This window comes from Roseibium litorale (genome assembly GCF_014842915.1).
Classification (GTDB): domain Bacteria; phylum Pseudomonadota; class Alphaproteobacteria; order Rhizobiales; family Stappiaceae; genus Roseibium; species Roseibium litorale.
In genome coordinates this window covers 112,644-137,151 of sequence record NZ_JACYXI010000011.1, presented here as the reverse complement: position 1 = coordinate 137,151, position 24,508 = coordinate 112,644, and the positions used below count along the sequence as shown (strand labels likewise).

Here is a 24,508-nt window from a genome sequence, read left to right as displayed (position 1 = left end):
CGGTTCGGAAAGAGCCTTGACGTCATTTCTCCCGGAAACCGCCCTCGTCAGACCTCAAATCCTGTGCCAGTCTCCGGCCGGGAGACACACAGGAACATTGGGGAGCAAGACATGAATCTGTCTAGAATGCTGGGCCAGCGCGCGGAAGACGGGCGCCCGATCCGCGTTGGGATCATTGGCGGCGGCAAGTTCGGCTCAATGTATCTGACCCAGGCGCGTCTGACCAAGGGCATCCACATTCTCGGGATTGCAGACCTCAATCCGCCCCGGCTGAAGCAAACTCTGGCCCGGGCAGGCTGGCCGGACAGCCAGTCCTCCGCCACCTCCTTTGCCGATGCCTATAAGAGCGGAAAAACCTTCCTCACCGACAGCGCGGACGCCCTGATCATGGCGGGCGGTCTCGACGTGCTGATCGACGCGACCGGCGACCCAGCTGCCGGTATCCGTCACTGCCTCAAGGCAATTGAATACGGCCGCCACGTCATCATGGTGAATGTGGAGGCAGATGCGCTGGCGGGCCCTCTTCTGGCCAAGCGGGCCGAAGCGCAGGGACTGGTGTATTCCCTCGCCTGGGGCGACCAGCCTGCGCTGATCGCCGAGCATGTGGACTGGGCACGGACCTGCGGCTTCAAGGTGGTTTGTGCAGGCAAGGGCACCCGCTATCTGCCCGCCTATCACCAGCTGACCCCGGACACGGTCTGGGACACGCTGCAGACCTATCTGGCGCTCAAGGACCCGAACCAGATCAATCTGAAGATGTTCAACTCGTTCCTGGATGGCACCAAGTCCGGCATCGAGATGACCGCCGTGTGCAACTCCACCGGACTGGTGCCTCAGGACGACGGCCTCGCCTTCCCGCCCGCCTCCCGCTTCGAGCTGTCTTCCGTTTGCAAGCCGAGGGAGTTCGGCGGCACGCTGACACGCACAGGCACCACCGAAGTGGTCTCGTCCCTGACGCGGGACGGCAAGGACATTCCCCATCACCTGGCCATGGGCACCTATGTGGTGATTGAGGGTGAGACAGATTATGCCCGCCAGTGCTTCACCGAGTATCACATGCTGGAAGATGACAGCGGCCAGTTCGCTGCGCTCTACCGGCCAACCCACATGATCGGCATGGAGCTTGGCCTGTCGGTCGCCTCAGCCGCGCTCAGGGCCGAGCCAACCGGATCGCCTATCGGCTTCCACTCGGACGTGGTCGCCACGACCAAGAAAGCCATTCGCAAGGGCGAGGTTCTGGACGGAGAAGGCGGCTTCACGGTCTGGGGCAAGCAATGCCCTGCCAGCACGTCCCTTGCCCGCGGTTCCCTGCCGCTTGGCCTTGCCAGCCATGTCGCGCTGAAGCGGGACGTGGCTGAAGGCCAGATGCTGACCTGGGACGACGTGATCCTCGACACCAGCGACATGGCCTACAGGTTCAGAAAAGAGATGGAGGCAGCGTTCAGCTGACGTGCCCTCGTTTTCCTTGTGGCGTCATTTGCGCAAGGACCGGAGGACAAACTCATCCATCGTCTTCCCGGACGAAGGCAACGCCTGAGATCCGGGACCGGTGAGCCCTAGCGGCTCCGTATTCAATCTCTTAAAGCCGAGAGAAGAAAAGACCAGCGGCAAGCACCCGCCTTTGCCCTTCAGGGAGAAAGCCCCCGAAGGGCGGATGAGGGAGGCCCTCAATAGCCCGCAAAAGCCTCGCGCAGAACACGTTCTTCCTGCCGGATGCGCAGGAAGAGGATGACGAGATAGACCGGCAGGCAGATGGCCAGCGTGGTGAAAGCATGGAGCGCGAGGGCGAAGCCGATCAGCTCAGGGATGATGTTGAGATAATAATTCGGGTGCCTGAGCGCCCGGAACAGCCGGTTGGTGACCAGAACATGGTCCCGGGCCACGATGATTTTCACCGTCCAGAACCGTCCAAGCACCTTGAGCACCCAGACCAGCGCCAACATCGCCAGAGCGTAAATCGCCAGCCCCAGATAGGTCACGCCGGTTACCGGCGCATCGCGCCAGAAGCCCTCACCGATGGCGGCCAGATAAAAGACGATATGGGTCGCGGCCAGCAGGGTCGAGGTGCCCGCATGATACTCAACCGCCCCATCCGCCTTCATCCGCTTCTCATTGTGGATCGACACGAACAGCGCGGCAAACCGCAGGAAGGCTGCGAGGAAAATGAAAATAATCAGGAAGGTGGGCATGACGAAATCCTTGAAAATAACTGTCTTGCGAGCCCCTCACTCTAGCCCTCTCCCCAACGGAGAGGAGACGAAAGCAGAGAGACCCTCTGAAAAAGCGACCCCGAATATGGCACCGAAGCCGTGAGCCTGACAAACTGGCTGTACGCACTTGCCTTCTCCCTTGAGGGAGAAGGTGCCCGAAGGGCGGATGAGGGGGTTCTCCCCTCAGGATTCGTAAACGATCTCGCGCGTCTCGCGGAACTTCACCGTGGGAAACTTCTCGGTCACATAGCCAATTTCCCAGGCGTTCTTGAACAGGAACACCGGCTTGTCGTCGCGGTCGTTGGCGATGGACATGCGGTGGGCCTCGATCAGCTTGGCGAGCGTCGGCTGGTCGCATTCGATCCAGCGGGCGGTGGAGTAAGGCACGGTCTCGAAGCCGATTTCGGTGCCGTATTCATTGCGCAGGCGGTCGATCACCACGTCGAGCTGCAGCATGCCAACCACACCGACGATCCAGTTGGAGCCAAGGTCCGGCTTGAAGATCTGCACGAGGCCCTCTTCGGCCAGATCCTGCAGACCCTGGCGCATCTGTTTCACCTTCATGGTGTCACCAAGGCGCACGCGGCGCAGATTTTCCGGTGCGAAGGCCGGCAGGCCGGTGACGTGGATTTCCTCGCCCTCGGTCAGCGTATCGCCCACGCGCAGTTGGCCATGGTTCGGCACGCCGATGACGTCGCCCGGAAAGGCCTCTTCGGCAATCTCGCGCTCTTCAGCGAAGAAGAAGATCGGCGCGGAGACGGCAATGCTCTTGCCCGCGCGCACATGCTTCAGCTTCATGCCGCGCTTGAAGGTGCCCGAGCAGAGGCGCACGAAGGCGATGCGGTCGCGGTGCTTGGGGTCCATGTTCGCCTGCACCTTGAAGACAAAGCCCGTGACCTTGTCTTCTTCCGGCATGATAACACGCCCGCCTGTGGCCGGCTGGGAATGGGGGGCTGGCGCATAGTCCGCGATAAAATCGAGCAGGTCATCAATGCCATAGTCGCGCAGGGCCGAGCCGAAGAACACCGGCGTCAGATGGCCTTCCAAGAAGCTCTCCTTGTCGAAGGCCGCATAGCCGCCCTCGCCCAGCTCAACATTCTCGGCCAGCTGGTCCATGATCCGGTCGAAGACAAAGCCGGTCAGCGCTTCATCCTCAAGGCCGGAGACTTCCAGCGTGCGGGCATAGGCCCCGCCGCGCTCGCCCGAAGAGGTGTGGAACTTGTGCTTCTGCCAGTCATAGACGCCGAAGAAGTCGGATCCCATGCCGACCGGCCAGGTCATCGGTGCCACATCCAGCGCCAATGCTTCCTGCACCTCGTCCAGGATCTCCAGGGCGTCGCGGCCCTCGCGGTCGATCTTGTTGACGAAGGTGATGATCGGAATATCGCGCAGACGGCAGACCTCGAACAGCTTGCGGGTCTGGGTTTCGATGCCCTTGGCCGCATCGATCACCATGATGGCCGCGTCCACGGCGGTCAGCGTCCGGTAGGTGTCTTCAGAGAAATCCTCGTGGCCCGGCGTGTCGAGCAGATTGTAGATGATGCCGCCGCGCTCGAAGGTCATGACCGAGGACGAGACCGAAATGCCGCGTTCCTGCTCGATCTTCATCCAGTCGGACCGGGCGCGGCGGCGCTCCCCGCGCGCGCGCACCTGACCGGCCGCCCGGATTGCGCCGCCCGACAAGAGCAGCTTTTCCGTCAAGGTGGTCTTACCGGCGTCCGGGTGCGAGATGATCGCGAAGGTGCGGCGGTTCTTGTAGGTGGCGGTCATGGCCTGTCCTTGCATTCGCGGCACCCATTCGAAGCGGCGCTCAAACGGGCAAAGCCCGGCGCGCATCACACTCTCAACAGCGGTGCCAATTGATGTTTCGTTGGCGCAAGGTCATAGAAGGACAGAGGCAAAATTGCCAGAGAAGAATGTGTGACCATTTTTGGTCTGGCCACTTACGCGCATGTATCAACCCGAAGGAACCGGACGTTTGACGAAAACTAAAATCTGGATCACCGGCATTGCCATGATCCTGGCCACAGCGGTGATCCTTCTTGCCATGGGGCGAATCCCGATCTGTGAATGCGGCTATGTGAAACTGTGGACGCCCGCCGATGATATTTCTGGCAGTTCCCAGCACATCGCCGACTGGTACACCCTCTCCCACATCATTCACGGTTTTCTGTTCTTCGCCCTGTTCCGCTTTCTGCTGCGTCGCCGCAGCACCGGTGAATGGGCGCTTGGCGCCATCTTCATCGAGGCCGTCTGGGAGCTGGTGGAAAACAGCCCCTGGATCATCGACCGCTACCGCGAGGCGACGATTGCGGCAGGTTACACCGGCGACAGCGTTCTGAACTCGGTTTTCGACATTCTGTGGATGCTGGCGGGCTTCTGGTTTGCGGCGAAGATGCCGGTCTGGGTCACGGTCGTCACCGCCATCTTCTTCGAGCTTCTGGCGCTCTACGTGATCCGCGACAACCTGACCCTCAACGTCATCATGCTGGTCTATCCGGTGGAAGCCATCAAGGTCTGGCAGGGCGGCTGAGCCGCTCAAGATGCGCGACGTGCCTCCGGATTGCGTCCCGCCCGAGCGGTCCGCCATGCCCCAGGAAGAACCTCTTCCCGCCGCGGTCCAGAAGGTCTGTCAGCGATGCGGCTGCGGCTTTGGGGTCTTCCTCGAACGGCGGCCGCTTGGGTCTGCCTTTGAAGGCAATGCCGCCCAGAAGAATGCCGGAGGCAGCCAGGTCTCCGGCGAAGACATCACCATTCTCCAGCAGCACCGACACAGATCCGGGAGTATGCCCCGGCGTTGGCAAGACCTGACCTGCGGCCCCGAACTGTGCCAGGCCGAACGAGCCGGTGCCAGAGAGAAGAATATCCGGTTCGAAGGGATCAAACGGCCTTTCGATTGCGCCTGTCATCTCGAACAAGCGCCCGAAGAGCCCGCTTGGTCTGAGAACCGGTGCAGCGCCCTGGTAGTAGGGAAGATCGCCCTCATGCAGCAGAACGGGAGCACCTGAGGCCTCCGACATGGCCTTTGCCGAGCCCGCATGATCGATATGGCCATGGGTTACGATGATGAGGCGCAGGTCCGGAAAACCCAACCCAAGACCTGCCAGAGCTGTCTTGATCTTGCCCAGCGCATTGGGCAATCCGGTGTCGATCAGAATTGCCCCATTGCCAGCCCGCAGCAGGAAAGCGTTCAACATGCCGAAAGGCAGAGCGGGAATGGTCTGTATCACCGGGCGGGTCATGTTAGCATGCACCTTCTCTTGAGGAAGCCAAGTCTGGCTCAGCCATAAGAGAGATGCCGCATGTGCTCAATTAGGCACCTTTTTGTAACCTGACCGGAGGACCACCATGGTTCAGCCCGCTCCAGGCCTTTGGTACCTGCCGGAAACGGGAGAGTGTCCCGTTGCCGATACGCTCAAGCTGATCGGCGGCAAACACACGCCGAAGATCCTGCATTGCCTCGCCCTTGCCGATCATCACTTTCTCGAACTGATCCGCGCCCTGCCCCAGATCAGCCGCAAGGTGCTGACAGAGGAACTGCGCAGCCTGGAGGACAGCGGACTGGTGCTGCGGACGGAACTGGGAGACGAGCGCAAGCGCGTACGCTATGCGCTCACCTCCAAAGGCCGGGAACTGGCCGGTATTCTCGGCCAGATGTTCGTCTGGGCAATGGAGCACCGCGAGAACGGCCAGCTCCAGCAAAGCGCGTAAAAGCTTGAGGTAAAACCAGCCTACCGCGTCAGGCTTCCGGCGATCAGGGACACCTCCTCCGTCGAGATATAAGGGGAATGCTCGCACAAAGGACCTGCGGCCGTGTTCACGCAGCCTTCCCCGCCCTCTTCGTTGAGCCCCAGCTTCTTCATGTTTCCGGCTGGGTCGGCCGCGGTAAACCAGGCCCTGACCTTGCCATCACCGGTCATTGCCGGCTGCGAAATCCGCCAGCCGGAGGGCACGACGCCGGACAGCTTTGGCATCTGCACCTCAAAGGGGCAAGGCGCTTCCGTTTCGCAGGGCGTCATCGGCGGCAAAAGCTTGGCGCCGGTCGCGGCAAGCGAGGTTCCAAGGCCGGGCAGGCCCTTGCCTTGTGTGAGCGCATGGATGAGATCCGCAGGAGACACCTCCCCTCCGCTTTCCGCAGCTTTCTGCATGATGTCGCTGATTGCCTTCATGGCGTCTGCGGCAGCCGGATCACTTGCCGCAAGCACATCCGCCTGCCCCCGCAGGGCTGCGGGCAGGTCCGGAGCCGTTGCGGCCCCTTCGCTGCTCACAGCAGCACCGGCCCCGGACGTTCCCTTCATCAAGCCCGGAATATGCGTCAGGGATTTCGAGATCATCGCAATCTCCTGTTCGGGCGCAAGGGTTCCGGTATCGAAGCGGCAGAAGCGGCCCGCCTTGACGTCCTGACAGGGGCCGTTGCTGTCCAGCCACTGGGAAGGATTGAGCACATAGGTGTCCGGCACTTCCTGGGGACTGTAGAAGGTGATGACCGGCGTGCCATTTGCAGATCCGGCAAGCGTCCTGCCCAGAGATGGCTTGTCTGTGTACCAGCCCACCGGCAAGGCGAAGGCGAGCCCCGTTACAGGATCCGTGAACGGACATGGATATGGCCCGTCGCAAGAATATCCGATCTGGTCGTTCGAGAGCGCCTGGTCCGGGCCGTGGGTGGGATCAGTATCTCCAGCCTGTGGAATTGGTAGAGCGGTTGCCGTCCGGGTCGCATTTGAGGCAGGCGCCGCCCCTTCCTGATAGGAGCCAGCCCCCTGTTTCACGGTCAAAGGCATCCGGGCCGCGATTGCCGCCGCACCATCCCGGCCATCGACCAGATAGACCAGCTCGTAGTCGCCCGCTTCTGCAGGAGCAGTTACGGGATTGGCAGGTCCATATGCATTGTCGAAGAGGTCCCGCACATAGCGGCTCTGGTCCCAGCTGTAGAGCGCGCCGTCTTTCCAGACCTCGACCCGGTCGCTGACGCCCGGCCCTCCTCCGATCAAAACGGAGATAGGGGCGCCGGGCTCCACAACATCGGGTGCGGCCAGTTCAATGCGCGGCTCGGTGGAGACTGCGAATTCAAAGCTCTGCAGAGCCTTGGCAAGGTCCGCTTCGCCATAGCGATGGAAGGCCACCCCATAGGTTCCGGGCTCCTGCGGCAGATTTAACTGCCCAACCCGCGCGCCTTTGCTGCCGTCTTGCATGGACCAGGTAATCGCCTGATTAAGGTCGCCTGTTCCGGCTGGCAGGAGCGACAGCACAAAGTCAGCCCCGCCGACGGCGAGGCCTTCGCTCGTGATTTCATAGGGGAATGCCGCCTGTGCCCCGGCAAGATAGGGTCCGCGCGGGGTCATCACGACACTCGGCATCAGGCCTTGGAAGGGAATATAGACGGTCCGGTTGTCACCGGCGGTGATGAGCACGTCCTCCTCGCCATTTCCTTGCGCGCCAGCGTCGGCGGTCAAGAGCCAGGTCCCCTCGTCGAGTTCCACTGGCAGGGCTTGCGCCTTTGAGAAATCAAGCACACCAAGCTCGACGGAGCGGCCTGTTTCCTTGTGAACACCCCGGAAGGAGACCTGCTGAGGACGGCCTGCACCATCGGCAGCGATCGTCAGATTGATGGCTGCCTTGCCCGGTGCCTCGGCTTTGCGGGTCACCGGTTCGGTTGTACGCACAAGCGCTTCCGCAAGCTCTTTGCCGGACTGAGGGGTCAGGACAAGACCGCCAGTGTTCCCGGCAATACAGGAGATCTGCCGGATCTCGCCTTCAGTCAGGCCGAACCCGACCACGTGCGCCCGGATTGGAATGCCCTCACGGGCCAGACTTGCAGCAACTGCACAGGGATCAAGCCCGCAGGTCTCCAGCCCGTCCGTGACCAGAACGATATCTGCTTCCTCGGCGGTTTTGGGAATGAGGCTGGCCGCCAGCTTGAGGGAATCAGCAAGTGGCGTCTTTCCCTTTGGGTTCAAGGTGGACAGGCGTGCCGAAAGGCTTCTGCCGTCCTGATGCCCGACGGGTGCGATCACTTCGATATCTGAACAGTCACTCTTGCGATTGTGGCCATAAGCGACCACGCCGAGAGGCCGGCTCGCATCCCGGCTTCTAAGATAGTCGCCCAGCACGTCGCGGGCGACCTCAATCCGGCTCCGCCCTTCGGGCAGCTGCGCCCACATAGAACCGGAAGCGTCGAAAACAAGAACCGTCGAGCGGTCTTCGGCCAGGGCTTTGCTTTCCATGCAGGGAAGAAGGCAAAGGGTCAGTAAAGCCGCGCGCAGCGGCATTTTAAGCAGCATATGTCGCTCCAGAAACAGGTTTGTGAGGATGTGAAAAGCAACGCTTGAAATACGGACTTAAAAATACGGCTGAACTCTCCGTGAGTTCGGCCTATCATTCAATCTATTGATTTCCATAGGTCACTCTGCCGAGTAGTCAGCTGGAGGTGCCCCCATTGCTGAACCAGACCATGCAGCTGGATGGATTTATTGAACGCATTGCCCGGGAGACCTGCCCTGACAGCCTTTGGCTGGCGGTCACGGGTTTTCTGGCCGGTAACGGCTTCGACAAGGTAATCCGCATCCGCTGCTGCCCGCAGGGCGTCCGCGTGCGCACCACCATGAGTGAGGGGTTCCAGGCGTATTATTCGGAAAATGCCTTCGAGCGGGATGACCCGTTTCTCGAGCATTGCCTGACGGCCCCCGAGACAGTGCCAACGGGTGAGGATTATCTGAAAGACTACAGCTACCTGACGGAGCGCGGCCAGTCGCTGATCCGGGCCGCTGGGGAAGATGGCTTCCGGGCCGGGTTCTCGGTCCCCTCGCCTATGCATCTTGGACCCGTCACCATCGGCTGGAACCTCGGATCATCTCTCGGGCGGAAGGATGTGGAAAGCCTGCGCCGCGACCGGGAACCCTTGCTGCGGCTGGCGCTGATGGCGGTGCAGGAGCGGCTGGACTTTCCGCAGGACGCGCTGGGAAGCGGCCTCTCACAGCAGGCCAGGATGCAACGGGTATTGTCGCGCCGGGAGCATCAATGTCTCAGCCTCATTGCGGATGGTCTGCGCATCAAGGCAATTGCCGCAGAACTGGGCATCAAGCCGGTCACCGTGGATCTTCATCTTGCCAATGCCCGCAAGAAGCTTGGCGCAGCGACACGGGAACAAGCCGTGGCGCTGGCCTTTGGCGCAAAGGACCGGCGATAGCGGGCAGGTGCGGATGAGGAAACGTCCCCATCCAGCGGCTAGGATCAGGCGGACATAGCCATCGCCTGGCTAATGAACTCGACGCCGATGTTGTCCTTGGAGCGCCGGACAACCCTGCAGCTCTTCATGCCATGAGCCGTGCCCATATCGACCTTGAACTGGTCGGGCAGTTGCACACCCTCAGGCACCACCAAACGGGCGCCGGTCTCTGAGATATCCCGCAGGAAGCAAGTTGCCACCTTGCCGCCGGGCAGATGGACTTCGACCTCCTCGTGAACCCGCTTGCGCGGATGCTTGCGCCGGTCCTCCATGCCGATCACCCAGTTGTCGAGACTATCGCACACAGACGCCACACTGCCGGCAGCCCTTTCCAGCTGAGTGCTGATCTCGTCTGTTGCCCGGCACTGTGTTTCGGCTGCATCCGTGGTGCTTCTCACCAGCTCGTGAACTTCCGAAATCGACGTCCGTATAGACTTAAGAGCGTCATCGACCAGGCCGGCGACCGACTGCATCTCTGCAATTTCCGAGAAGATGCGCGTGGTGGCCTGGGATGTCTGGTTGGCGAGCGCCTTGACTTCATTGGCGACCACCGCAAAACCTCTACCGGCCTCCCCCGCTCTGGCGGCTTCGATTGTGGCATTGAGCGAGAGAAGATTGATCTGATCTGCAACCTTCGAAATAAGCTGGACCACATCGTCCATCGCCCCAGCCGCCACGAGCAGCCGCTCGGTCGATTGCTCTGCGGTTTCAGACCGGGTCCGCATATCGTCAACGGCGACCCGCGCGCTTTCCATGCCCGAGGAAATGTTTTGCGCAGAGCCGCTGACATCCTGCGCGGCCCCCGCCGATTGTTCAACGGTGCTCAGTGTCTCTTCGGCGGCCTGAATGGCGATCTGCCGGGCCTCCATGTTCTGGGTTATGTCCGTGGCATATTTGGTGATCTTGAGCAGTTCTCCAGATGCCCCCAGGATCGGGTTGTAGGTCGCCTGCAGCCAAACCGCGTCGCCATTTTTCTTGAAACGCTGATAGATGGCGGAGGTATGTTTGCCCTGTCTCAGGTTTTCCCAGAAGGCCGCGTATTCAGGGCTCTTGGCATATTGCTTGTCGACGAACATCCTGTGGTGCTGACCAACCACTTCCTCTGACTTGTATCCTGTCGCGTCCAGGAAGTTTTCGTTTGCCTCCAGAATGATACCGTCTTTTGTAAACGAGATGACTGCCTGGCTCCGGCTGATCGCCTGGATCTGGCCTTCGTATTCGGCCGCCCGCATCTTGTCTTCGGTTATGTCCGTCGCGAACTTGATGATCTTGATAGGTCTGCCTGAGGCATCAAAGATTGGGTTGTAACTCGCCACAATCCAGACAATGCGCCCGTTCTTTCCGATACGCGCAAACTCTCCCGACTGAAACTCACCGTCCCGCAGCTTTTGCCAGAAGACCTTGTAGTCCTGGCTGTCGCGGTACTTTGGAGACACAAACATGCTATGATTGTGTCCCTGGATTTCGTTCAGCGAATAGCCCATTGCATCAAGGAAGTTCTGATTTGCATCCAGAATATTGCCTTGAAGGTCAAAATGAATCACCGCTTGAGCGCGGTTGATGGCATCCAGCTGCCCCTGTGCTTCGGCAGTGCGCCTCTTTTCCTCGGTGATGTTCGTCGCAATCTTGACGATCTTCCGCACTTTGCCAGAGCGGCTCATGACCGGGTTGTAAGAGGCCTGAATCCAGACTTCCTCCCCGTTCTTGGCAATACGCATGAATTGTCCGGAAACGAACTTGCCCGCAGCAAGATCAGCCCACATCTTCTTGTATTCAGGGCTAATCGCTTCGGCGGGAGAAACAAACATTCTATGATTTTTACCCTCGATTTCACTCGAGGTATAACCAAGCTTATTCAGGAAATTCTCATTCGCCTCAAGAATTGTTCCATCAAGTTTGAACTGTATTATTGACTGAGACCGACTAAAAGCATCGAACATCTCACGCCATGATTCCTGGGTAAAATAAGACATTACTTACACACTCATAGTGACCTAGGTATTAATTACAATAATAACAACAATAGATTGAAAAATATTTAAACTCCATCAACGAAAGGTCCCATAGAGCCCACCTTTGGTTGATGAAATTTGGCAGAAAAATCTGTCAATCCAGCCGTTTTTTGAACCTGAGCGCGGCCACGGTAAGGCCTATGACGACGAAGCCCGCCAGCCAGAGAACGTCGCGGTGAAGCTCTGCGAGACCTGCGTCGCGCAGAACGAAGCCCCTTATCATCCGCATGAAATGCGTGGCCGGCAGAACCTCGGCGATATACTGCGCGATCACCGGCATGCCCTCATAGGGAAAGGCAAAGCCTGACAACAGGATCGATGGCAGCAGGACGAAGATGGTCATCTGGGTCGCCTGCAGCTGGCTTTGAGCCATTGTCGACAGGACCAGTCCAAGGGACAGACTGGCACCGATGAACAACAGCGTTCCGGTGAAGAGATCCAGCATCCGGCCGCCGACAGGCACATTGAACAAGAGGTTCCCCAACCCAAGGATGATCATCATCTGGATCAACCCGATGAAGATGTAGGGAATGATCTTGCCGATCATCAGCTCCATCGGCTTCACAGGCGTGTTGATCAGCATTTCCATGTTGCCGCGTTCGCGCTCCCGCACAATCGCGGCGGAGGTGAACATGATCATCGTCATGGTCAGGATCATGCCGACGAGACCAGGGACGATGTTCACCGCCGTCCGCTGCTCTGGGTTGTAGAAAAGAGATACCTCGAACGTTGGCGTCGACCGGTTCGGCGCCTTTCTGAGGATCTCCGTCAACGGCATCGCCCGGAGGCTCTTGATCGCAGAGGCGATCATCGTGTCGGATCCATCCACAATCCACTGGGCAACGGGGCGGCTGGTTTCCTCGCTGGTCGAAGGTGGAGTGCCAAGGCCAATGCTCGGTGACCGCGCCAGCCGGCCCGCAACATCCGCGGGAATGATCAAAGCCGCCCTCACACGGGCAGCCTTGATAGCCTCTTCAGCCGCCTCCGGCGTCGGCAGGTTTTCGGTCACCGTCACCACCTGGGTCGCCTGCACGATCTGGACCAGGGTCCGGCTGATACCGGTCTGGCTTTGATCGACCACGGCGACAGGGATGTCCCGCACATTGGTATTGATCGCATAGCCGAAGAGGACCAGCTGAATGAGAGGGATCATGATGACCATGCCGAAAGTCATGCGGTCCCGGCGCAGCTGTGCCAGCTCCTTGGAGAAGATCGCGAAGATCCGGCGGAGGGAACGCAAGGGAGACAATCCAGAAGATCTCATTGCCGTCCCTCCCCTGTCGAGGTGACGAAAACGTCCTCCAGATTGGGCCGGACCTGTTCGATCAATGTCGCCCCTTCCGTTTCACTGCGGCTAGTCAGGAACGCCACGGGATCGGCAATGGACTTGTTGACGAGAACCCGCAGCCGGGCACCCAGCTGGGCAGCTGTCACGATGCCCTCGACGTGCGGCAGGCGCCGGCGGATTTCGCGAAGGGTCGGCCCTTCCAGCTCGACCACACTTGCTCCCATGGCATCCATAAGCTGCTGCGGGCTGCCATCCGCCCGCTTTTGCCCCGCTTCCATGATGGCGATGCGATGACACCGTTCCGCTTCATCCATGAAGTGGGTGCTGACGACAATGCTGGTTCCCGCATCACACAGATCGAAAAGCTGCTCCCAGAAATGGCGCCGGGATTCCGGATCCACTGCCGAGGTTGGCTCATCCAGAAACAGGAGCTTCGGCTCATGCAGCACCGCGGCAGCCAAAGCCAGACGCTGCCGCTGCCCGCCACTCATCCGTCCGGCAAACCGCTCCGCGAGTTCTGTCAGTTCATAGCGTTCAAGCAGTTCGCTGATCCGGCCTTTTTGTGAAGCACGCGGCAGCCCATAGATTTCCGCCATGAACTTGAGATTCTCCATGACCGTCAGATCGCCATAAAGCGAGAAGGTCTGTGTCATGTAGCCAATGTGGTATTTCAACGCCTCGGCATCCTTGGGCACGCTCATGCCGAGAACCTCGGCGGTGCCGGCACTCGGGGTCAGCAAACCCGTCAGCATCCGCATGGCCGTCGTCTTGCCACTGCCGTTTGGACCGAGGAAGCCGTAGATCATGCCCCGTTCGATGGTCAGGTCCAGCCCGTCCACCGCCTTGAAGCCCTTGAAGGACTTGGTCAGCCCCCGCGCTGTGATGACTGTTTCGCCCATGCCGGAATTCACTTCAGCTGAACTTGGGCAGGAACTCCATCCGGCAGCCCCGCTGCACTGTCCGGCAGCTGAACTTCTGCGACATACATCAACCGCGCGCGGTCCGACTGGTTGAGGGCATAATAGGGCGTGAAGGAAGGCTCTGAGCTGATCCAGCGGACGGTTCCCTCAATCGGGGTCTCCAGCCCGTCCACATGGACCATCAGCAAATCACCCTCCTTGATGGCAACACGGTGCGGCTCGGGGACATACACCCGCGCATAGGGGGCCTCCCCGGCGAGGAGCACCGCCAGCGGACTGCCGATGGTGACCCGTTCCCCGAGGTTCCAAGGCAGATTGTTCAAGGTCCCGTCGCGGGAGGCGCGGATCGTCAAGTCGGCCAGGGTCTTTTCCGCACTGGCAAGGCTGGCCTCGGCGGCCTCCAATCCTGCCTTCGCGATATCGAGATCTTCCTGCCGCGCGCCATTGACCAGCAGACGGAGCTGCTCCTGGGCAATCTGCAGCTTGGCTTCCGCCGAATCGCGCGATGCCTGTGCGCTGTCCAGCTGTGCCTGGCTCGATGTGCCGCGTCCCGTCAGATCCTGGGTGCGCCTGAAGGTGGTCTCCGCCTCCAAAAGCGCCGCCTTCGCGCCGGCGACCGTTGCCCGGGCCTCCGCTATATCCTCTTCGCGCGCGCCGTTCTGAAGCTTGGTCAGTTCTGCTTTGGCCTTGGCAACCTCGGCCTTGGCCTGATTGACGATGGCCCGCTGGGCTGTGTCGTCCAGCTTGACCAGAACCGTTCCCTTCGTGACCTTGGTGCCTTGCGGCACGGGCAATTCCGTCACGACTTCCGCAGCGGTCGCAGTCAAAGCCACACGGTCGCGCTCTAGTGTGCCGAGTGCCTTAGAGCCCGCATCCTCCCAGCACCCCGCGAGCGGCAGAACGGCCAGAAGCACCCAGACGGATCTTGACATGTTTGATCCTGAAACAGACCGGCGCTGCATTGCATCCCCCTCAAGCAAGAAGGCGGAAAGGACAGTTCTTTCCGCCTCTGTTTCCAGGGGAGCTTAGCCCGATTTTCCGCACTGTCACAAACGGGTTATCACCTATCGCGGCAGATCTACCACTGCACTGGAACGAGCCTTAACCTGCCCGCTTGAAGACGTGGTACCAGCGCTTTTTCGGCAGCACCTGCACCCGCTCCAGAACTTCTGCCGCAAAAAGCGCCGCGTTCTCCTGAGCCTTGTCCAGATTGGTCACCTGGCGCGGATCCTGCGCCCGGAGACCGCCGCCAAACTCAAAGAGGTCTCTGTAGGCTGCCCGTTCGACGATCGGGGTCATCAGCACATCAATACCTTTTACGGCGAGGAAGTCCTGAACCGCCTTGAGCGCGCGCGTGGTAACCGCCGCGTTTGTGCGGGTCAGAGCCACACAATGACGGATGTCGTGCTTGACCACCTTTTCAAGCTTCTTGATCAGGGTCAGGATCTTCGCGCCGCCGCGGGCATCCATGCTGGATCCCTGAATCGGGACAACGACAAGATCAGAGACCGACAGGGCATTTGCCACGATCAGATTCTCTGTCCCCTCCAGATCGACGATGACGTAATCGCAAGCCATGGCCGCATCCATGATCTGCTCGGCAAGCGAGGCAGGCGTGATCTGGCTGACGACCGAAATGTTCCGCGGCAGTCCAGGAAGCTCGGCCCAGTTGGAGATCCATTTCTGGGGATCCGCATCGAAGATCGTAACGCTTTTTCCCCGGTCGGCAATTTCCGTCGCAAGCAGAAGCGCTGCGGTGGTCTTTCCCGCTCCACCCTTGGCATTGGCAAAGGAAATAACCGGCATGTTCATTTCTCCTGGCTTCACCCGAAAGGCGCCTTCTGCACCCTCGCCCTTGAAACCAAGTCTCAGGAACTTATGGTTACCAATCCATTAACTCTCCCCGAATGCGGCTTTTTTATTCAGTCACTTAGGAAAAGCACCGACGCAGATTGCAATTTTCTCCGCAGTTCTGACAGGGTTATTTGCGGTCTCATACAAGAGCCGGGAGACACTTGCTCGACGGCCTCCGGATTGCGGCAAAGGGGGCGAAGCGTCTATGCTCGGCGCAAATCACCCTTTTGAGGGGCAGCTGGCGGAAAGGAGCATCATGCGACAGATTCGGGCACAGGTTTGGGCGCTGATTTTCGGGTTGGGGATCGCTCTGGCCGGAACACAAAGCGCTCAGGCAGAGGCCCTTGCCCCCTACAAGGACAAGCTTTTCAGGTACCCGAAGATCACCGCAACCCACTTCGATGGCGATTTCGTGGTCGTCGACTATTCCAAGCAGCGGGACCTGCGCGACCGGGACAAGGTCGATGAGCAGGAAGTTTTCGGCCACTATGTCTCCTACAAGCCGAAGAGCAGCCAGGAAGACTACACGCTGCAGGCCAATGGGCGGGCCATCCGCTACATGGGCGTCGGCAAGGCTCAGGGCGGCGCCAAATACGTGGTCATTTACATCCACGGCCAGGGCGGAAACCGCTTCCAGGGCATGAACGACGTCAGTTTCGGCGGCAATTTCAACCGCATCAAGAATCTGATGGTCCGCAATGGTGGCGCTTATCTCTCCGCCGACATTGCCGATTTCACCGGAAAGGGCACACAGGACATTACCGCCCTGGTCCGCTACCAGAAACAGCTGTCACCTGGCGCGCGGGTTGTTGTTGCCTGCGGTTCCATGGGCGGCATCATCTGCTGGAACCTCCTGAAGTCAGAGACATCCGCCAGCATCTTGAGCGGCGTCATGCTCATGGGGTCACCCAAAGACCCTGCAATCCTGTCCAGAGCCGTCTTGAACCGCCGGGTGCCGGTCTACATGGGACATGGCAGCGACGACAAGGTCTATAACTGGGAGGATCAGGCCAACTTCTTCAAGCTGATCCGCGAAAGCGCGCCGGCATATCCGGTGAAGTTCACGCTTTTTGACACAGGAAGTCACGGCACGCCGATCCGCATGACCGACTGGCGCCTGATCCTGAACTGGATATTCGCGCAAGGATAGCCGGTATACGAGAAAATAAAACATCCTGAAGTTGAATTACTTCTAGATATCATTTCTTAGACCACGTCAAAATTACGAATGTAACGAAGGGTAAAGGTGCATCAGTAACAATACGTGCCAGCTGAAGTTTTTCCATAAAGGCACGGACATGAAGATATCGACCAAGGTGATGGCACTGTTCTCGGGCATCATGATCATTATCATGGCGTCCGGCGCCATATCCTACATGACCGCGAAACAGGTCGGTTCGGACGGGCTGGAACTCGGCACAAAGCTCGCCCCTCTTGGCGATGCCGCCATGGAAATCAAGCTGACAGCCACCCATGCTCATCTTCTCTTTGAGGAGATCATGGCCGGAGATACCGGCGAAAGCATCGACGAGGTCTGGGGTCTTCTGGAAGACACCCGTTTCTATGCCAAGGCGATCATCGGTGGCGGCTCCAATGATGAAGGCACTTTCTATCCGACGGAGTCTGACGCCGTCCGGAGCAAGATGCAGGAAGTCATCGCGCAGCTCAGCACCTTTGTCCAAGTTGCACGCGTACGCTACACCAATCAAGGCAAGGACATTGCCGGGTCTGCTGCTGACGAGAGGTTTGACGCATCCTTCGAGACGCTCATTGCGCTCGCGGACGAAGCCGAAGAGATCATCCACGATGATATGGACCAGTATGCGGCAGACCTCGAAAGGAAAATTGAGTGGGCCGCGATCATTCAGTTCATTGGTGTCGGGGTGAGCATGCTGGCCGCAATCCTGGGCTGGATCTATCTGAGCAACCGCGTGGCCAGCCGCGCAGGTGAGCTGGCAGACGCCGCACGTGCCTTTGCCGACGGCAATACCGGCCACGAACTTCCACAGTGGCAATCCAGCGATGAAATGGGAGAGCTCCGGCAAGCCTTAAGTGTCTTCCAGTCCTCTGTGATGGAACAGCAGCGTCTTTCCGACGAAATCCGGAAACGGGAACAGACAAACGAAGAAGATCGGCGCAAGCTTCTTTCCAGTCTCGCCCAGCAGTTCCGGTCCCGTACGGATCAGTTCCTGACAGATCTGGATTCCGCTTCCGGCGACCTCACCTCCGCAACCCAATTGCTCGGCGATGTGGCTGTCTCATCAAGCGAAACTGTCAATGGAACCGCCTCCTCTGCACAGCTGGCCTCACACAGCGTTGAAACGGTTGCCTCCGCCGCCGAAGAGCTTTCCGCGTCGATCATGGAGCTGAGCCGCCAGATCGAGACCACTGCCAATGTTGTTGCCGAAGGCACCCAGCAGGCAGAGACCAGCAACCAGAACATAGCAGGCCTTGCAACCGCAGCTGAACGGATCGGCGAGGTCATAAGCCTGATTCAAGCCATTGCGGAGCAGACAAACCTGCTGGCGCTGAATGCCACGATCGAGGCAGCCCGCGCCGGAGAAGCTGGAAGAGGTTTTGCCGTCGTTGCTGCAGAAGTGAAGGAACTTGCGAGCCAGACAGCACGCGCAACCGACGAAATCAGCACGCAGATCTCCGCAATCCAGTCCTCGACCGTAACAGCAGTGAAGGCCATCGAGGGCATCACTCATACGATGCGCACGATTGACGAGCACACCCGTGCGATCAACGAGGCCATTGAGCAGCAAGGCGCGGCCACAGGCGAGATCGCCAACAATTCTCAAAACACGGCATCGCGCACAAACGAGGTGACCGAAAACATGAACCGTCTGCAGGCCAGCACCGGCAAGGTGAACGAGGCAACGGCTCTGGTGCAAACCTCCAGCGATCTGGTCAGCCGCCAGACTCGTGAGCTCCGGGGCTCCGTGGAAGAGTTCCTGAAGCAGTTGACCGCAGCCTGAGCGCGACAGCCGATTGAGCCGTAAAGACAGGGCCGCAGCCAGAAACTGGCCGCGGCCCTGTCTCATTTTGCCCTGATGGCCAGACCGGAAATGACTAAGCCGGGGAACTTTTTAACTTTAGAAGAGTTAAATCCTCGACATTTCGCCATATTGCAGTGCAATAATGAAGAAATTCAGCGCCTCCACGTTGTTTTCGGATAAGAAACATGAGCAATTTCAAGGCAATAATAGACCTCTTTGGTTTCACCGAAGAAAGTGCAGCCCAGTTTCTCAGTGTGGATCAGGAGCAGGTATCTCGCTGGTGCAACACGGCAGACGGACCGCCGGTTGAGGTCTGGCAGGCCCTCGTTTCGCTTTTCGACAAGATCCGGTTTGCCGCCGAGGATGCCGCAAAATCCGCAGACCTGGATCATCTCGACGCGTCAGATTTGAACCGGATTGCCTTGATCGTACCTGAAAGCCTTACCGGCGATGCCGGGATCGACCAGGCAGGGCCCCGGCGCGCAGCGACCGCCATGGCCGTCACTTCCCTGGCGCGGGTTTTCGTCTGAGGCTCAGTCCCGCTTGCCTTTTGGGAAGCGGCGATACCTCACTCGTTGATGATCATGACGATGGACCAGGCTTCCCCGTCGAACATCAGGTGATAGTGGCAGGTAAACTCGAACACTGGTTCGCCGTCGGCGTTTTCCTGCTGCCAGTCAAGACTGACCATGGCGGTGATGCCACTGATGTGGCTGGCGGAAACCTGGAAACTGGACAGGGTGACCCCTTCCTTGTCGAGAGCCTCAAGAAGCGCCTCGATATTCTCCATCAGCTCGTCTTCATCGTGGAAGACATAGCCACGGTCATGCTGCCAGATGGTCGCGGGCAATGCGAAGCAGTCGCAGATCTGCTCCGGATCGAAATCATTGAAGCCCGCCAGGTAGTCCTCGAAAAGAGCAGCAATAGCTTCCTCGGATTCGACCTGATCACTGACCTCACCGGAGATTTCGTCATCGCGGGTCAAGTCCAGTCCTGCGTCCCGGTCATCCGACATGATTTTGCGCTCCCGCTTGTGCATCCACGTGAACGGGGCCATCCGCCTCCTCCCCGTCTCCATAGCCTATCATATTGAGCGGCCGTGCCTTTCGTCCATGGGTTTCACACCAATATACAAGGGCTTCTTCGGCGCCATGGGTCACCCAGACCTGCCCGGCTCCGGTTTCCTCAATGGTCCGGCACAGGTCATCCCAGTCCGCATGATCCGAAATCACCAGCGGCAGCACGGCCCCTCTCTGCCTGGCTCTCGCCCTAACCCGCATCCAGCCTGAGGCAACAGCAGTCACACAGTCGCCAAAGCGGCGGCTCCAGCGGCCGGTCAATTCTCCGGGAGGACAGAGCACAATCCGGCCTGCCAGCTCCTTGCCACGGCTTCCGACAACCTCGATATCTCCAAATTCGACGCCCTGCGACTGGTAATAGTGCGTCAACCGCACCAGCGCACCGTGAAGATAGATGGTCTTTTCGTAACCAGCCGCCCTGAGTTCCCCGATCAAACGCTGCGCCTTGCCAAGAGCATAGGCCCCGACCAGATGAACCTTTTCTGGAAAGAGTTCCAGGGACCTCAACAGCTTGCGGACTTCGTCTCCGGCGGGAGGGTGCCGGAAGACCGGAAGGCCAAAGGTCGCCTCAGTCACGAAAGTGTCGCAGCGCACCAGCTCGAACGGCGCGCAGGTCGGGTCGGCCTGGCGCTTGTAATCCCCGGAAATGACCGTGCGCCCGCCTGTATCTTCAAGGCGGATCTGCGCGGAGCCAAGCACATGGCCTGCCGGATGCAGGGATATGGTCACGCCGGAGACCTGCAGCCTTTCGCCATAGTCCAGCGCCTGAGCGCTGGCGCAACACTCTTCCCCATAGCGGATTGCCAAGATGTCGAGGGTTTGCCGGGTTGCGAGCACAGCCCCGTGCCCGGCTCTTGCGTGATCCGCATGTCCATGAGTGATCAGAGCCCGGGCGACTGGCCGCACCGGATCGATATGGGCGTCAATCCTTGGAACGTAGAGGCCCTCAGGCGTCAGGGTCAGAAGATTGGACATATAATCAATCTAGAGAGCGTCCGCTGAAGAGCAAGTCATAGCCACCAAACATCACAACTCAATGATATACTTGAACAAATGAAATAAAATCCGACAGAAATTTATAAATTGACAGATTTACAAGCATAGAAAACAATTTCTCGTCCAAATCTGGAATACTCTGACACAATTTTGATGGAGATAGCTATGAAAGTGGCCTTCACGACAACAATTATTTTTGCACTCTCCTGTTTACCAGCCCTTTCCAAAGACCTGCCGAAAGGCGCGGCGGAGATAACAGATGCGCAACAGATCGAATTTTTATCCGGAAAAAAAATAGACGGAATATTTTACGGCAAGAAAGCTGGCGGCTGGACGGTCGAATGGAAGGCAGACGGATCCAAGATTGCGGCCGTCACGCCAACCGGCAAAAAGACCATGAACAAGACCCTCAAGTGGATGGTCAAGGACGGGAAGCTTTGTGAGGAAGGCTTCAAAGACAGCAAGATGATCTGCGGCACAGGAGGGCGTTACTTCAAATCCGAAAACACCTGTTTCACGACTGGTGCGGATAAGAAGACCGTGACCAACGAGTTTCCCTGCTGAAGGCACCTTGCTGAAGTTGCGCCAACACCAGCTCCTGTGGGGTTCTGCCGCACAGGGGCTTCACACAAGATCTCGCCTTCTACCCGGAAGCACCCTAAAAAAGGGGCATGCAAACCGGCCTCCTCCCTCCCCGTTTTCAGACCTGGTTTCAGTCCCGCGGCTGGTCACCGCGGCTGCATCAGCTCGACCTGATCGGAAAGCTGGCGGAGGGAAAGTCGACGCTTCTGATCGCACCGACCGGCGCCGGCAAGACCCTCGCCGGTTTTTTGCCGAGCCTAGTTGAGCTGGATACTGAAGCGCAAAGGCGGAAGCCTGGAAGTGCCGGGCGCAAGGGCGTTCACACGCTCTATATTTCGCCATTGAAGGCACTGGCCGTCGACATCGCCCGCAATCTGGAAGCGCCCGTCGCAGAGATGGGCCTCAAGATCCGGATCGAGACGCGCACGGGCGATACGCCCACCCACAAGCGGCAACGGCAAAAGATCAATCCGCCAGACATGCTTCTGACCACACCGGAGCAGATCGCCCTGCTTCTGTCTGATCCGGCGTCAGAGCAGGTGCTCAGCTCCGTGCGCACGGTCATTCTGGACGAGCTGCATGCGCTGGTCACCTCCAAGCGCGGCGATCTTCTGGCTCTCGGTCTTGCCCGGCTGCGCCGCATTGCTCCGAACCTCAGAACCATCGGTCTCAGCGCGACAGTTGCTCAACCGGAGGATCTTCAGGCCTATCTGGCCGGGCAGCCGGATCCGGAGCATCGCGCTTTGGCCGATCTGGTGGAGGTCAAAGGCGGGGCAAAGCCGGATATCTCCATTCTGGACTCCGGCGAGCGCCTGCCCTGGGCCAGCCACACCGCACGCTACGCGGTGGAGGACATGTATCAGCTGATCAAGGCACACCGGGTCACCCTGCTCTTCGTCAACACCCGGTCGCAGGCGGAAAGCATCTTTCAGGAGCTGTGGCGGATCAACGACGACACATTGCCGATCGCCCTGCATCACGGCTCTCTGGATGCTGGGCAAAGGCGCAAGGTGGAAGGCGCCATGGCCGCTGGGGCTCTGCGGGCCGTTGTCGCAACCTCGTCACTCGACATGGGCATCGACTGGGGCGACATCGATCTGGTCGTCAACATCGGCGCGCCCAAGGGCGCGAGCCGCCTCGCCCAGCGCATTGGCCGCGCCAACCACCGCATGGATGAGCCGTCAAAGGCCATCCTTGTGCCGGCCAACCGCTTTGAAGTGCTGGAGTGCCAGGCCGCGCTTGCCGCTTCAGAAGACGGCGATCAGGACACGCCGCCCTTGCGCAAGGGGGCGCTGGATGTGCTCGCCCAGCACATCCTCGGACTTGCCTGCGCCGCCCCGCTGGATGCGGAGGAAACCTATGACGAAATACGCTCCTGCGAGACCTACCGCCATCTGAGCCGCGAGGCATTCGGCAAGGCACTGGATTTCGTTGCTACCGGCGGCTACGCGCTCAAGACCTATGACCGCTACGCGCGGCTCAAGCTGGACCAGAACGGCTATTGGCGCATTGCCAATCCGAAGATTGCACAGCAATACCGGCTCAATGTCGGAACGATTGTCGAAGCGCCCATGCTGAAGGTCCGTCTGGTCAAATCAAGAGCGGAGGGCAGACGGACGCCCGTCGGCCGCGGCGGACGTATTCTCGGCCAGATCGAAGAGTGGTTCATCGACCAGCTTGCACCGGGCGACACCTTCATCTTCGGCGGTGAAATCCTGCGGTTCGAAGGGCTGAACGAGAACGAGGCCCAAGTCTCGCGCTCGAAGGCGCAGACGCCGATGATCCCGTCCTACCAAGGCGGCAAGTTTCCCCTGTCCACCTATCTGGCCGACAGGGTCCGCGGCATTCTTTCCACGCCGCAAAGCTGGCAGCGCCTGCCTTCCCAGGTGCGCGAATGGCTGGAGCTGCAGCAGGACAAATCCCGTCTGCCAGACCGCAATGGCCTCTTGGTCGAGACCTTTCCGCGTGCAGGGCGCCACTACATGGTCTGCTACCCTTTTGAAGGCCGGCTTGCCCATCAGACGCTCGGCATGCTGCTGACCAAGCGGCTGGAGCGCTGGGGCGCGAGGCCCATGGGCTTTGTCGCCAATGACTATGCCCTTGCCATCTGGGGGCTCGGCGACCTTCAGACCATGTTCACCACCGGCCACCTGAGCCTCGACACGCTGTTTGAAGAAGACATCCTTGGCGATGATCTGGACGCCTGGCTGGCGGACTCGAGCCTGCTGAAACGGACCTTCAGAAACTGCGCCGTTATTGCGGGCCTGATCGAGCGCAGACATCCAGGTCAGGAAAAATCCGGACGGCAAATTACAGTTTCCTCTGACCTCATTTATGACGTATTGCGGCGTCATGAACCCGGCCACATCCTGCTGGAGGCAACCTGGAACGATGCTGCGGAAGGACTTCTGGATATCTCCCGGCTGGGCGAACTTCTTGCCCGCATTCGAGGTCGAATCGCGCATACTCCACTTCAGCGCGTATCTCCTCTGGCGGTCCCGGTTCTCTTGGAAATCGGGCGTGAACCGATCTACGGCGAGGCTATGGAAAGCATCTTGAGTGAAGCTGCGGATGACCTTGTGACAGAGGCGATGGGTAAATGAGCCTGCTTCCTTCCCATATGCGCGACTTCATGGTCGTTCCCGTCTGCCATGACATTCAAGTCAATGGCCAGACGATCGGTCTGCACGATAGCGGTGTGCTCTGGTGGCCTGAGGAATCCACGCTGGTCGTTGCCGATCTACACTTTGAAAAAGGCTCTTCCTACGCCCGGCGTGGCGTCATGCTGCCGCCCTATGACACTGCCGAAACGCTGGAAAAACTGGCTGCTGTGATCGATGCCTTTGATCCGGCGCGGGTGATTGCACTCGGTGACAGTTTTCATGACATTGGCGGTTCAGACCGGCTGCCCCCTGCCTACCGGGCCATGCTGACAACCTTGCAGCTAAACCGGGAATGGATCTGGGTCACCGGAAACCATGATCCGGTCGCTCCCGTGCGCCTGTGCGGGGAAACCGTCGACGAGATCTCCATCGGCGCCCTGACTTTCCGCCACGAGCCGTCAGAGGGCATCAACGTGGCTGATGGGGAGGTTTGCGGGCACCTTCACCCAGCTGGCCGCGTGCGCAGGTTCGGACGCTCCCTGCGCCGCCCCTGTTTCGTGACAGACGGTTCACGTCTTGTGCTGCCTGCTTTCGGCGCACTGACCGGTGGCCTGAACGTCATGGACAAGGCCTATGAGACGCTGTTCGAAAGGCGCCGCTTCTCTGCCTTTCTCCTGGGGGAAAACCGCCTCTATCCCTTCACGGCCTCACGCCTGATAGCTGACTGACGCCGACGG

At 59.4% G+C, this 24,508-nt stretch carries 21 protein-coding genes; 10 read left to right on the top strand and 11 right to left on the bottom strand.

The features are described from left to right. The first annotated feature begins 111 nt into the window (after positions 1 to 111). Positions 112 to 1,449 (top strand): NAD(P)H-dependent oxidoreductase, encoded by a 1,338-nt coding sequence (locus IG616_RS16745; RefSeq protein WP_192149311.1) that lies wholly within the window; start codon positions 112 to 114, stop codon positions 1,447 to 1,449. A gap of 218 nt (positions 1,450 to 1,667) precedes the next feature. Here the strand turns inward: IG616_RS16745 and IG616_RS16740 are convergent, their stop codons facing one another. Both IG616_RS16740 and IG616_RS16735 read right to left on the bottom strand, forming a co-directional pair. Next, positions 1,668 to 2,189 (bottom strand): isoprenylcysteine carboxylmethyltransferase family protein, encoded by a 522-nt coding sequence (locus tag IG616_RS16740; RefSeq protein WP_192149310.1) that lies wholly within the window; start codon positions 2,187 to 2,189, stop codon positions 1,668 to 1,670. A 204-nt stretch (positions 2,190 to 2,393) separates the two neighbouring features. Next, complete coding sequence (locus tag IG616_RS16735; RefSeq protein WP_192149309.1) at positions 2,394 to 3,980, bottom strand: peptide chain release factor 3; 1,587 nt, start codon at positions 3,978 to 3,980, stop codon at positions 2,394 to 2,396. A 181-nt stretch (positions 3,981 to 4,161) separates the two neighbouring features. On the opposite strand from IG616_RS16735, the gene IG616_RS16730 reads away from it, so the two are divergent. Continuing rightward, entirely contained in the window at positions 4,162 to 4,743 is a 582-nt protein-coding gene (locus IG616_RS16730) for a DUF2585 family protein (RefSeq protein ID WP_192149308.1), read from the top strand. On the opposite strand, the gene IG616_RS16725 is transcribed toward IG616_RS16730, so the two are convergent. Then, positions 4,721 to 5,452 carry an MBL fold metallo-hydrolase gene (locus IG616_RS16725; protein ID WP_192149307.1) on the bottom strand — a complete coding sequence of 244 codons (732 nt, stop codon included), beginning with the start codon at positions 5,450 to 5,452 and terminating at the stop codon, positions 4,721 to 4,723. The two genes, IG616_RS16730 and IG616_RS16725, sit on opposite strands and share 23 nt — an antisense overlap. A 106-nt stretch (positions 5,453 to 5,558) precedes the next feature. On the opposite strand from IG616_RS16725, the gene IG616_RS16720 reads away from it, so the two are divergent. Continuing rightward, positions 5,559 to 5,921 (top strand): winged helix-turn-helix transcriptional regulator, encoded by a 363-nt coding sequence (locus tag IG616_RS16720; protein ID WP_192149306.1) that lies wholly within the window; start codon positions 5,559 to 5,561, stop codon positions 5,919 to 5,921. Positions 5,922 to 5,941: 20 nt separating this feature from the next. Here IG616_RS16720 and IG616_RS16715 read toward each other — a convergent pair whose 3' ends face one another. Next, positions 5,942 to 8,491, bottom strand: coding sequence for a vWA domain-containing protein (locus tag IG616_RS16715; RefSeq protein ID WP_209007662.1), 2,550 nt, complete (start codon positions 8,489 to 8,491; stop codon positions 5,942 to 5,944). Positions 8,492 to 8,646: 155 nt separating this feature from the next. Here IG616_RS16715 and IG616_RS16710 point away from each other — a divergent pair, with 155 nt between their 5' ends. After that, entirely contained in the window at positions 8,647 to 9,396 is a 750-nt protein-coding gene (locus IG616_RS16710; RefSeq protein ID WP_192149305.1) for a helix-turn-helix transcriptional regulator, read from the top strand. 44 nt (positions 9,397 to 9,440) lie between these two features. Here IG616_RS16710 and IG616_RS16705 read toward each other — a convergent pair whose 3' ends face one another. The 5 genes from IG616_RS16705 to IG616_RS16685 all read right to left on the bottom strand — a co-directional run bounded on the left by IG616_RS16705 (position 9,441) and on the right by IG616_RS16685 (position 15,461). Then, positions 9,441 to 11,375, bottom strand: coding sequence for a methyl-accepting chemotaxis protein (locus tag IG616_RS16705; RefSeq protein WP_246476274.1), 1,935 nt, complete (start codon positions 11,373 to 11,375; stop codon positions 9,441 to 9,443). 166 nt (positions 11,376 to 11,541) lie between these two features. Next, positions 11,542 to 12,711 (bottom strand): ABC transporter permease, encoded by a 1,170-nt coding sequence (locus IG616_RS16700; protein ID WP_209007660.1) that lies wholly within the window; start codon positions 12,709 to 12,711, stop codon positions 11,542 to 11,544. Next, positions 12,708 to 13,634, bottom strand: coding sequence for an ABC transporter ATP-binding protein (locus IG616_RS16695; RefSeq protein ID WP_192149303.1), 927 nt, complete (start codon positions 13,632 to 13,634; stop codon positions 12,708 to 12,710). Before IG616_RS16695 ends, IG616_RS16700 begins: the two co-directional genes overlap by 4 nt. A gap of 8 nt (positions 13,635 to 13,642) precedes the next feature. Further along, complete coding sequence (locus tag IG616_RS16690) at positions 13,643 to 14,587, bottom strand: HlyD family secretion protein (RefSeq protein WP_192149302.1); 945 nt, start codon at positions 14,585 to 14,587, stop codon at positions 13,643 to 13,645. A 169-nt stretch (positions 14,588 to 14,756) separates the two neighbouring features. Next, positions 14,757 to 15,461 carry a ParA family protein gene (locus IG616_RS16685; RefSeq protein ID WP_192149301.1) on the bottom strand — a complete coding sequence of 235 codons (705 nt, stop codon included), beginning with the start codon at positions 15,459 to 15,461 and terminating at the stop codon, positions 14,757 to 14,759. A 304-nt stretch (positions 15,462 to 15,765) separates the two neighbouring features. Between IG616_RS16685 and IG616_RS16680 the strand changes: the two genes are divergently transcribed. The 3 genes from IG616_RS16680 (at position 15,766) to IG616_RS16670 (ending at position 19,041) form a co-directional block, all read left to right on the top strand. Next, on the top strand, positions 15,766 to 16,659 hold the full coding sequence (locus tag IG616_RS16680; RefSeq protein WP_192149300.1) for an alpha/beta hydrolase: 894 nt from the start codon (positions 15,766 to 15,768) through the stop codon (positions 16,657 to 16,659). Positions 16,660 to 16,807: 148 nt separating this feature from the next. Continuing rightward, entirely contained in the window at positions 16,808 to 18,490 is a 1,683-nt protein-coding gene (locus IG616_RS23305; RefSeq protein WP_192149299.1) for a methyl-accepting chemotaxis protein, read from the top strand. Between the two features lie 206 nt (positions 18,491 to 18,696). Continuing rightward, entirely contained in the window at positions 18,697 to 19,041 is a 345-nt protein-coding gene (locus tag IG616_RS16670; RefSeq protein WP_192149298.1) for a hypothetical protein, read from the top strand. A 38-nt stretch (positions 19,042 to 19,079) separates the two neighbouring features. On the opposite strand, the gene IG616_RS16665 is transcribed toward IG616_RS16670, so the two are convergent. Beyond that, positions 19,080 to 19,526 carry a nuclear transport factor 2 family protein gene (locus tag IG616_RS16665; RefSeq protein ID WP_192149297.1) on the bottom strand — a complete coding sequence of 149 codons (447 nt, stop codon included), beginning with the start codon at positions 19,524 to 19,526 and terminating at the stop codon, positions 19,080 to 19,082. After that, complete coding sequence (locus IG616_RS16660; protein ID WP_192149296.1) at positions 19,516 to 20,565, bottom strand: ligase-associated DNA damage response exonuclease; 1,050 nt, start codon at positions 20,563 to 20,565, stop codon at positions 19,516 to 19,518. The genes IG616_RS16665 and IG616_RS16660 overlap by 11 nt, the downstream gene beginning before the upstream one ends. A 186-nt stretch (positions 20,566 to 20,751) precedes the next feature. Between IG616_RS16660 and IG616_RS16655 the strand changes: the two genes are divergently transcribed. From IG616_RS16655 to pdeM, 3 genes are all read left to right on the top strand, one after another. After that, positions 20,752 to 21,150, top strand: coding sequence for a hypothetical protein (locus IG616_RS16655; protein WP_192149295.1), 399 nt, complete (start codon positions 20,752 to 20,754; stop codon positions 21,148 to 21,150). Positions 21,151 to 21,257: 107 nt separating this feature from the next. Next, positions 21,258 to 23,771 carry a ligase-associated DNA damage response DEXH box helicase gene (locus tag IG616_RS16650; protein WP_192149294.1) on the top strand — a complete coding sequence of 838 codons (2,514 nt, stop codon included), beginning with the start codon at positions 21,258 to 21,260 and terminating at the stop codon, positions 23,769 to 23,771. Further along, the gene (gene pdeM, locus IG616_RS16645; RefSeq protein ID WP_192149293.1) at positions 23,768 to 24,499 is read left to right on the top strand and encodes a ligase-associated DNA damage response endonuclease PdeM; all 732 of its coding nucleotides are present in this window, start codon (positions 23,768 to 23,770) and stop codon (positions 24,497 to 24,499) included. Before IG616_RS16650 ends, pdeM begins: the two co-directional genes overlap by 4 nt. Positions 24,500 to 24,508 lie beyond the last annotated feature (9 nt).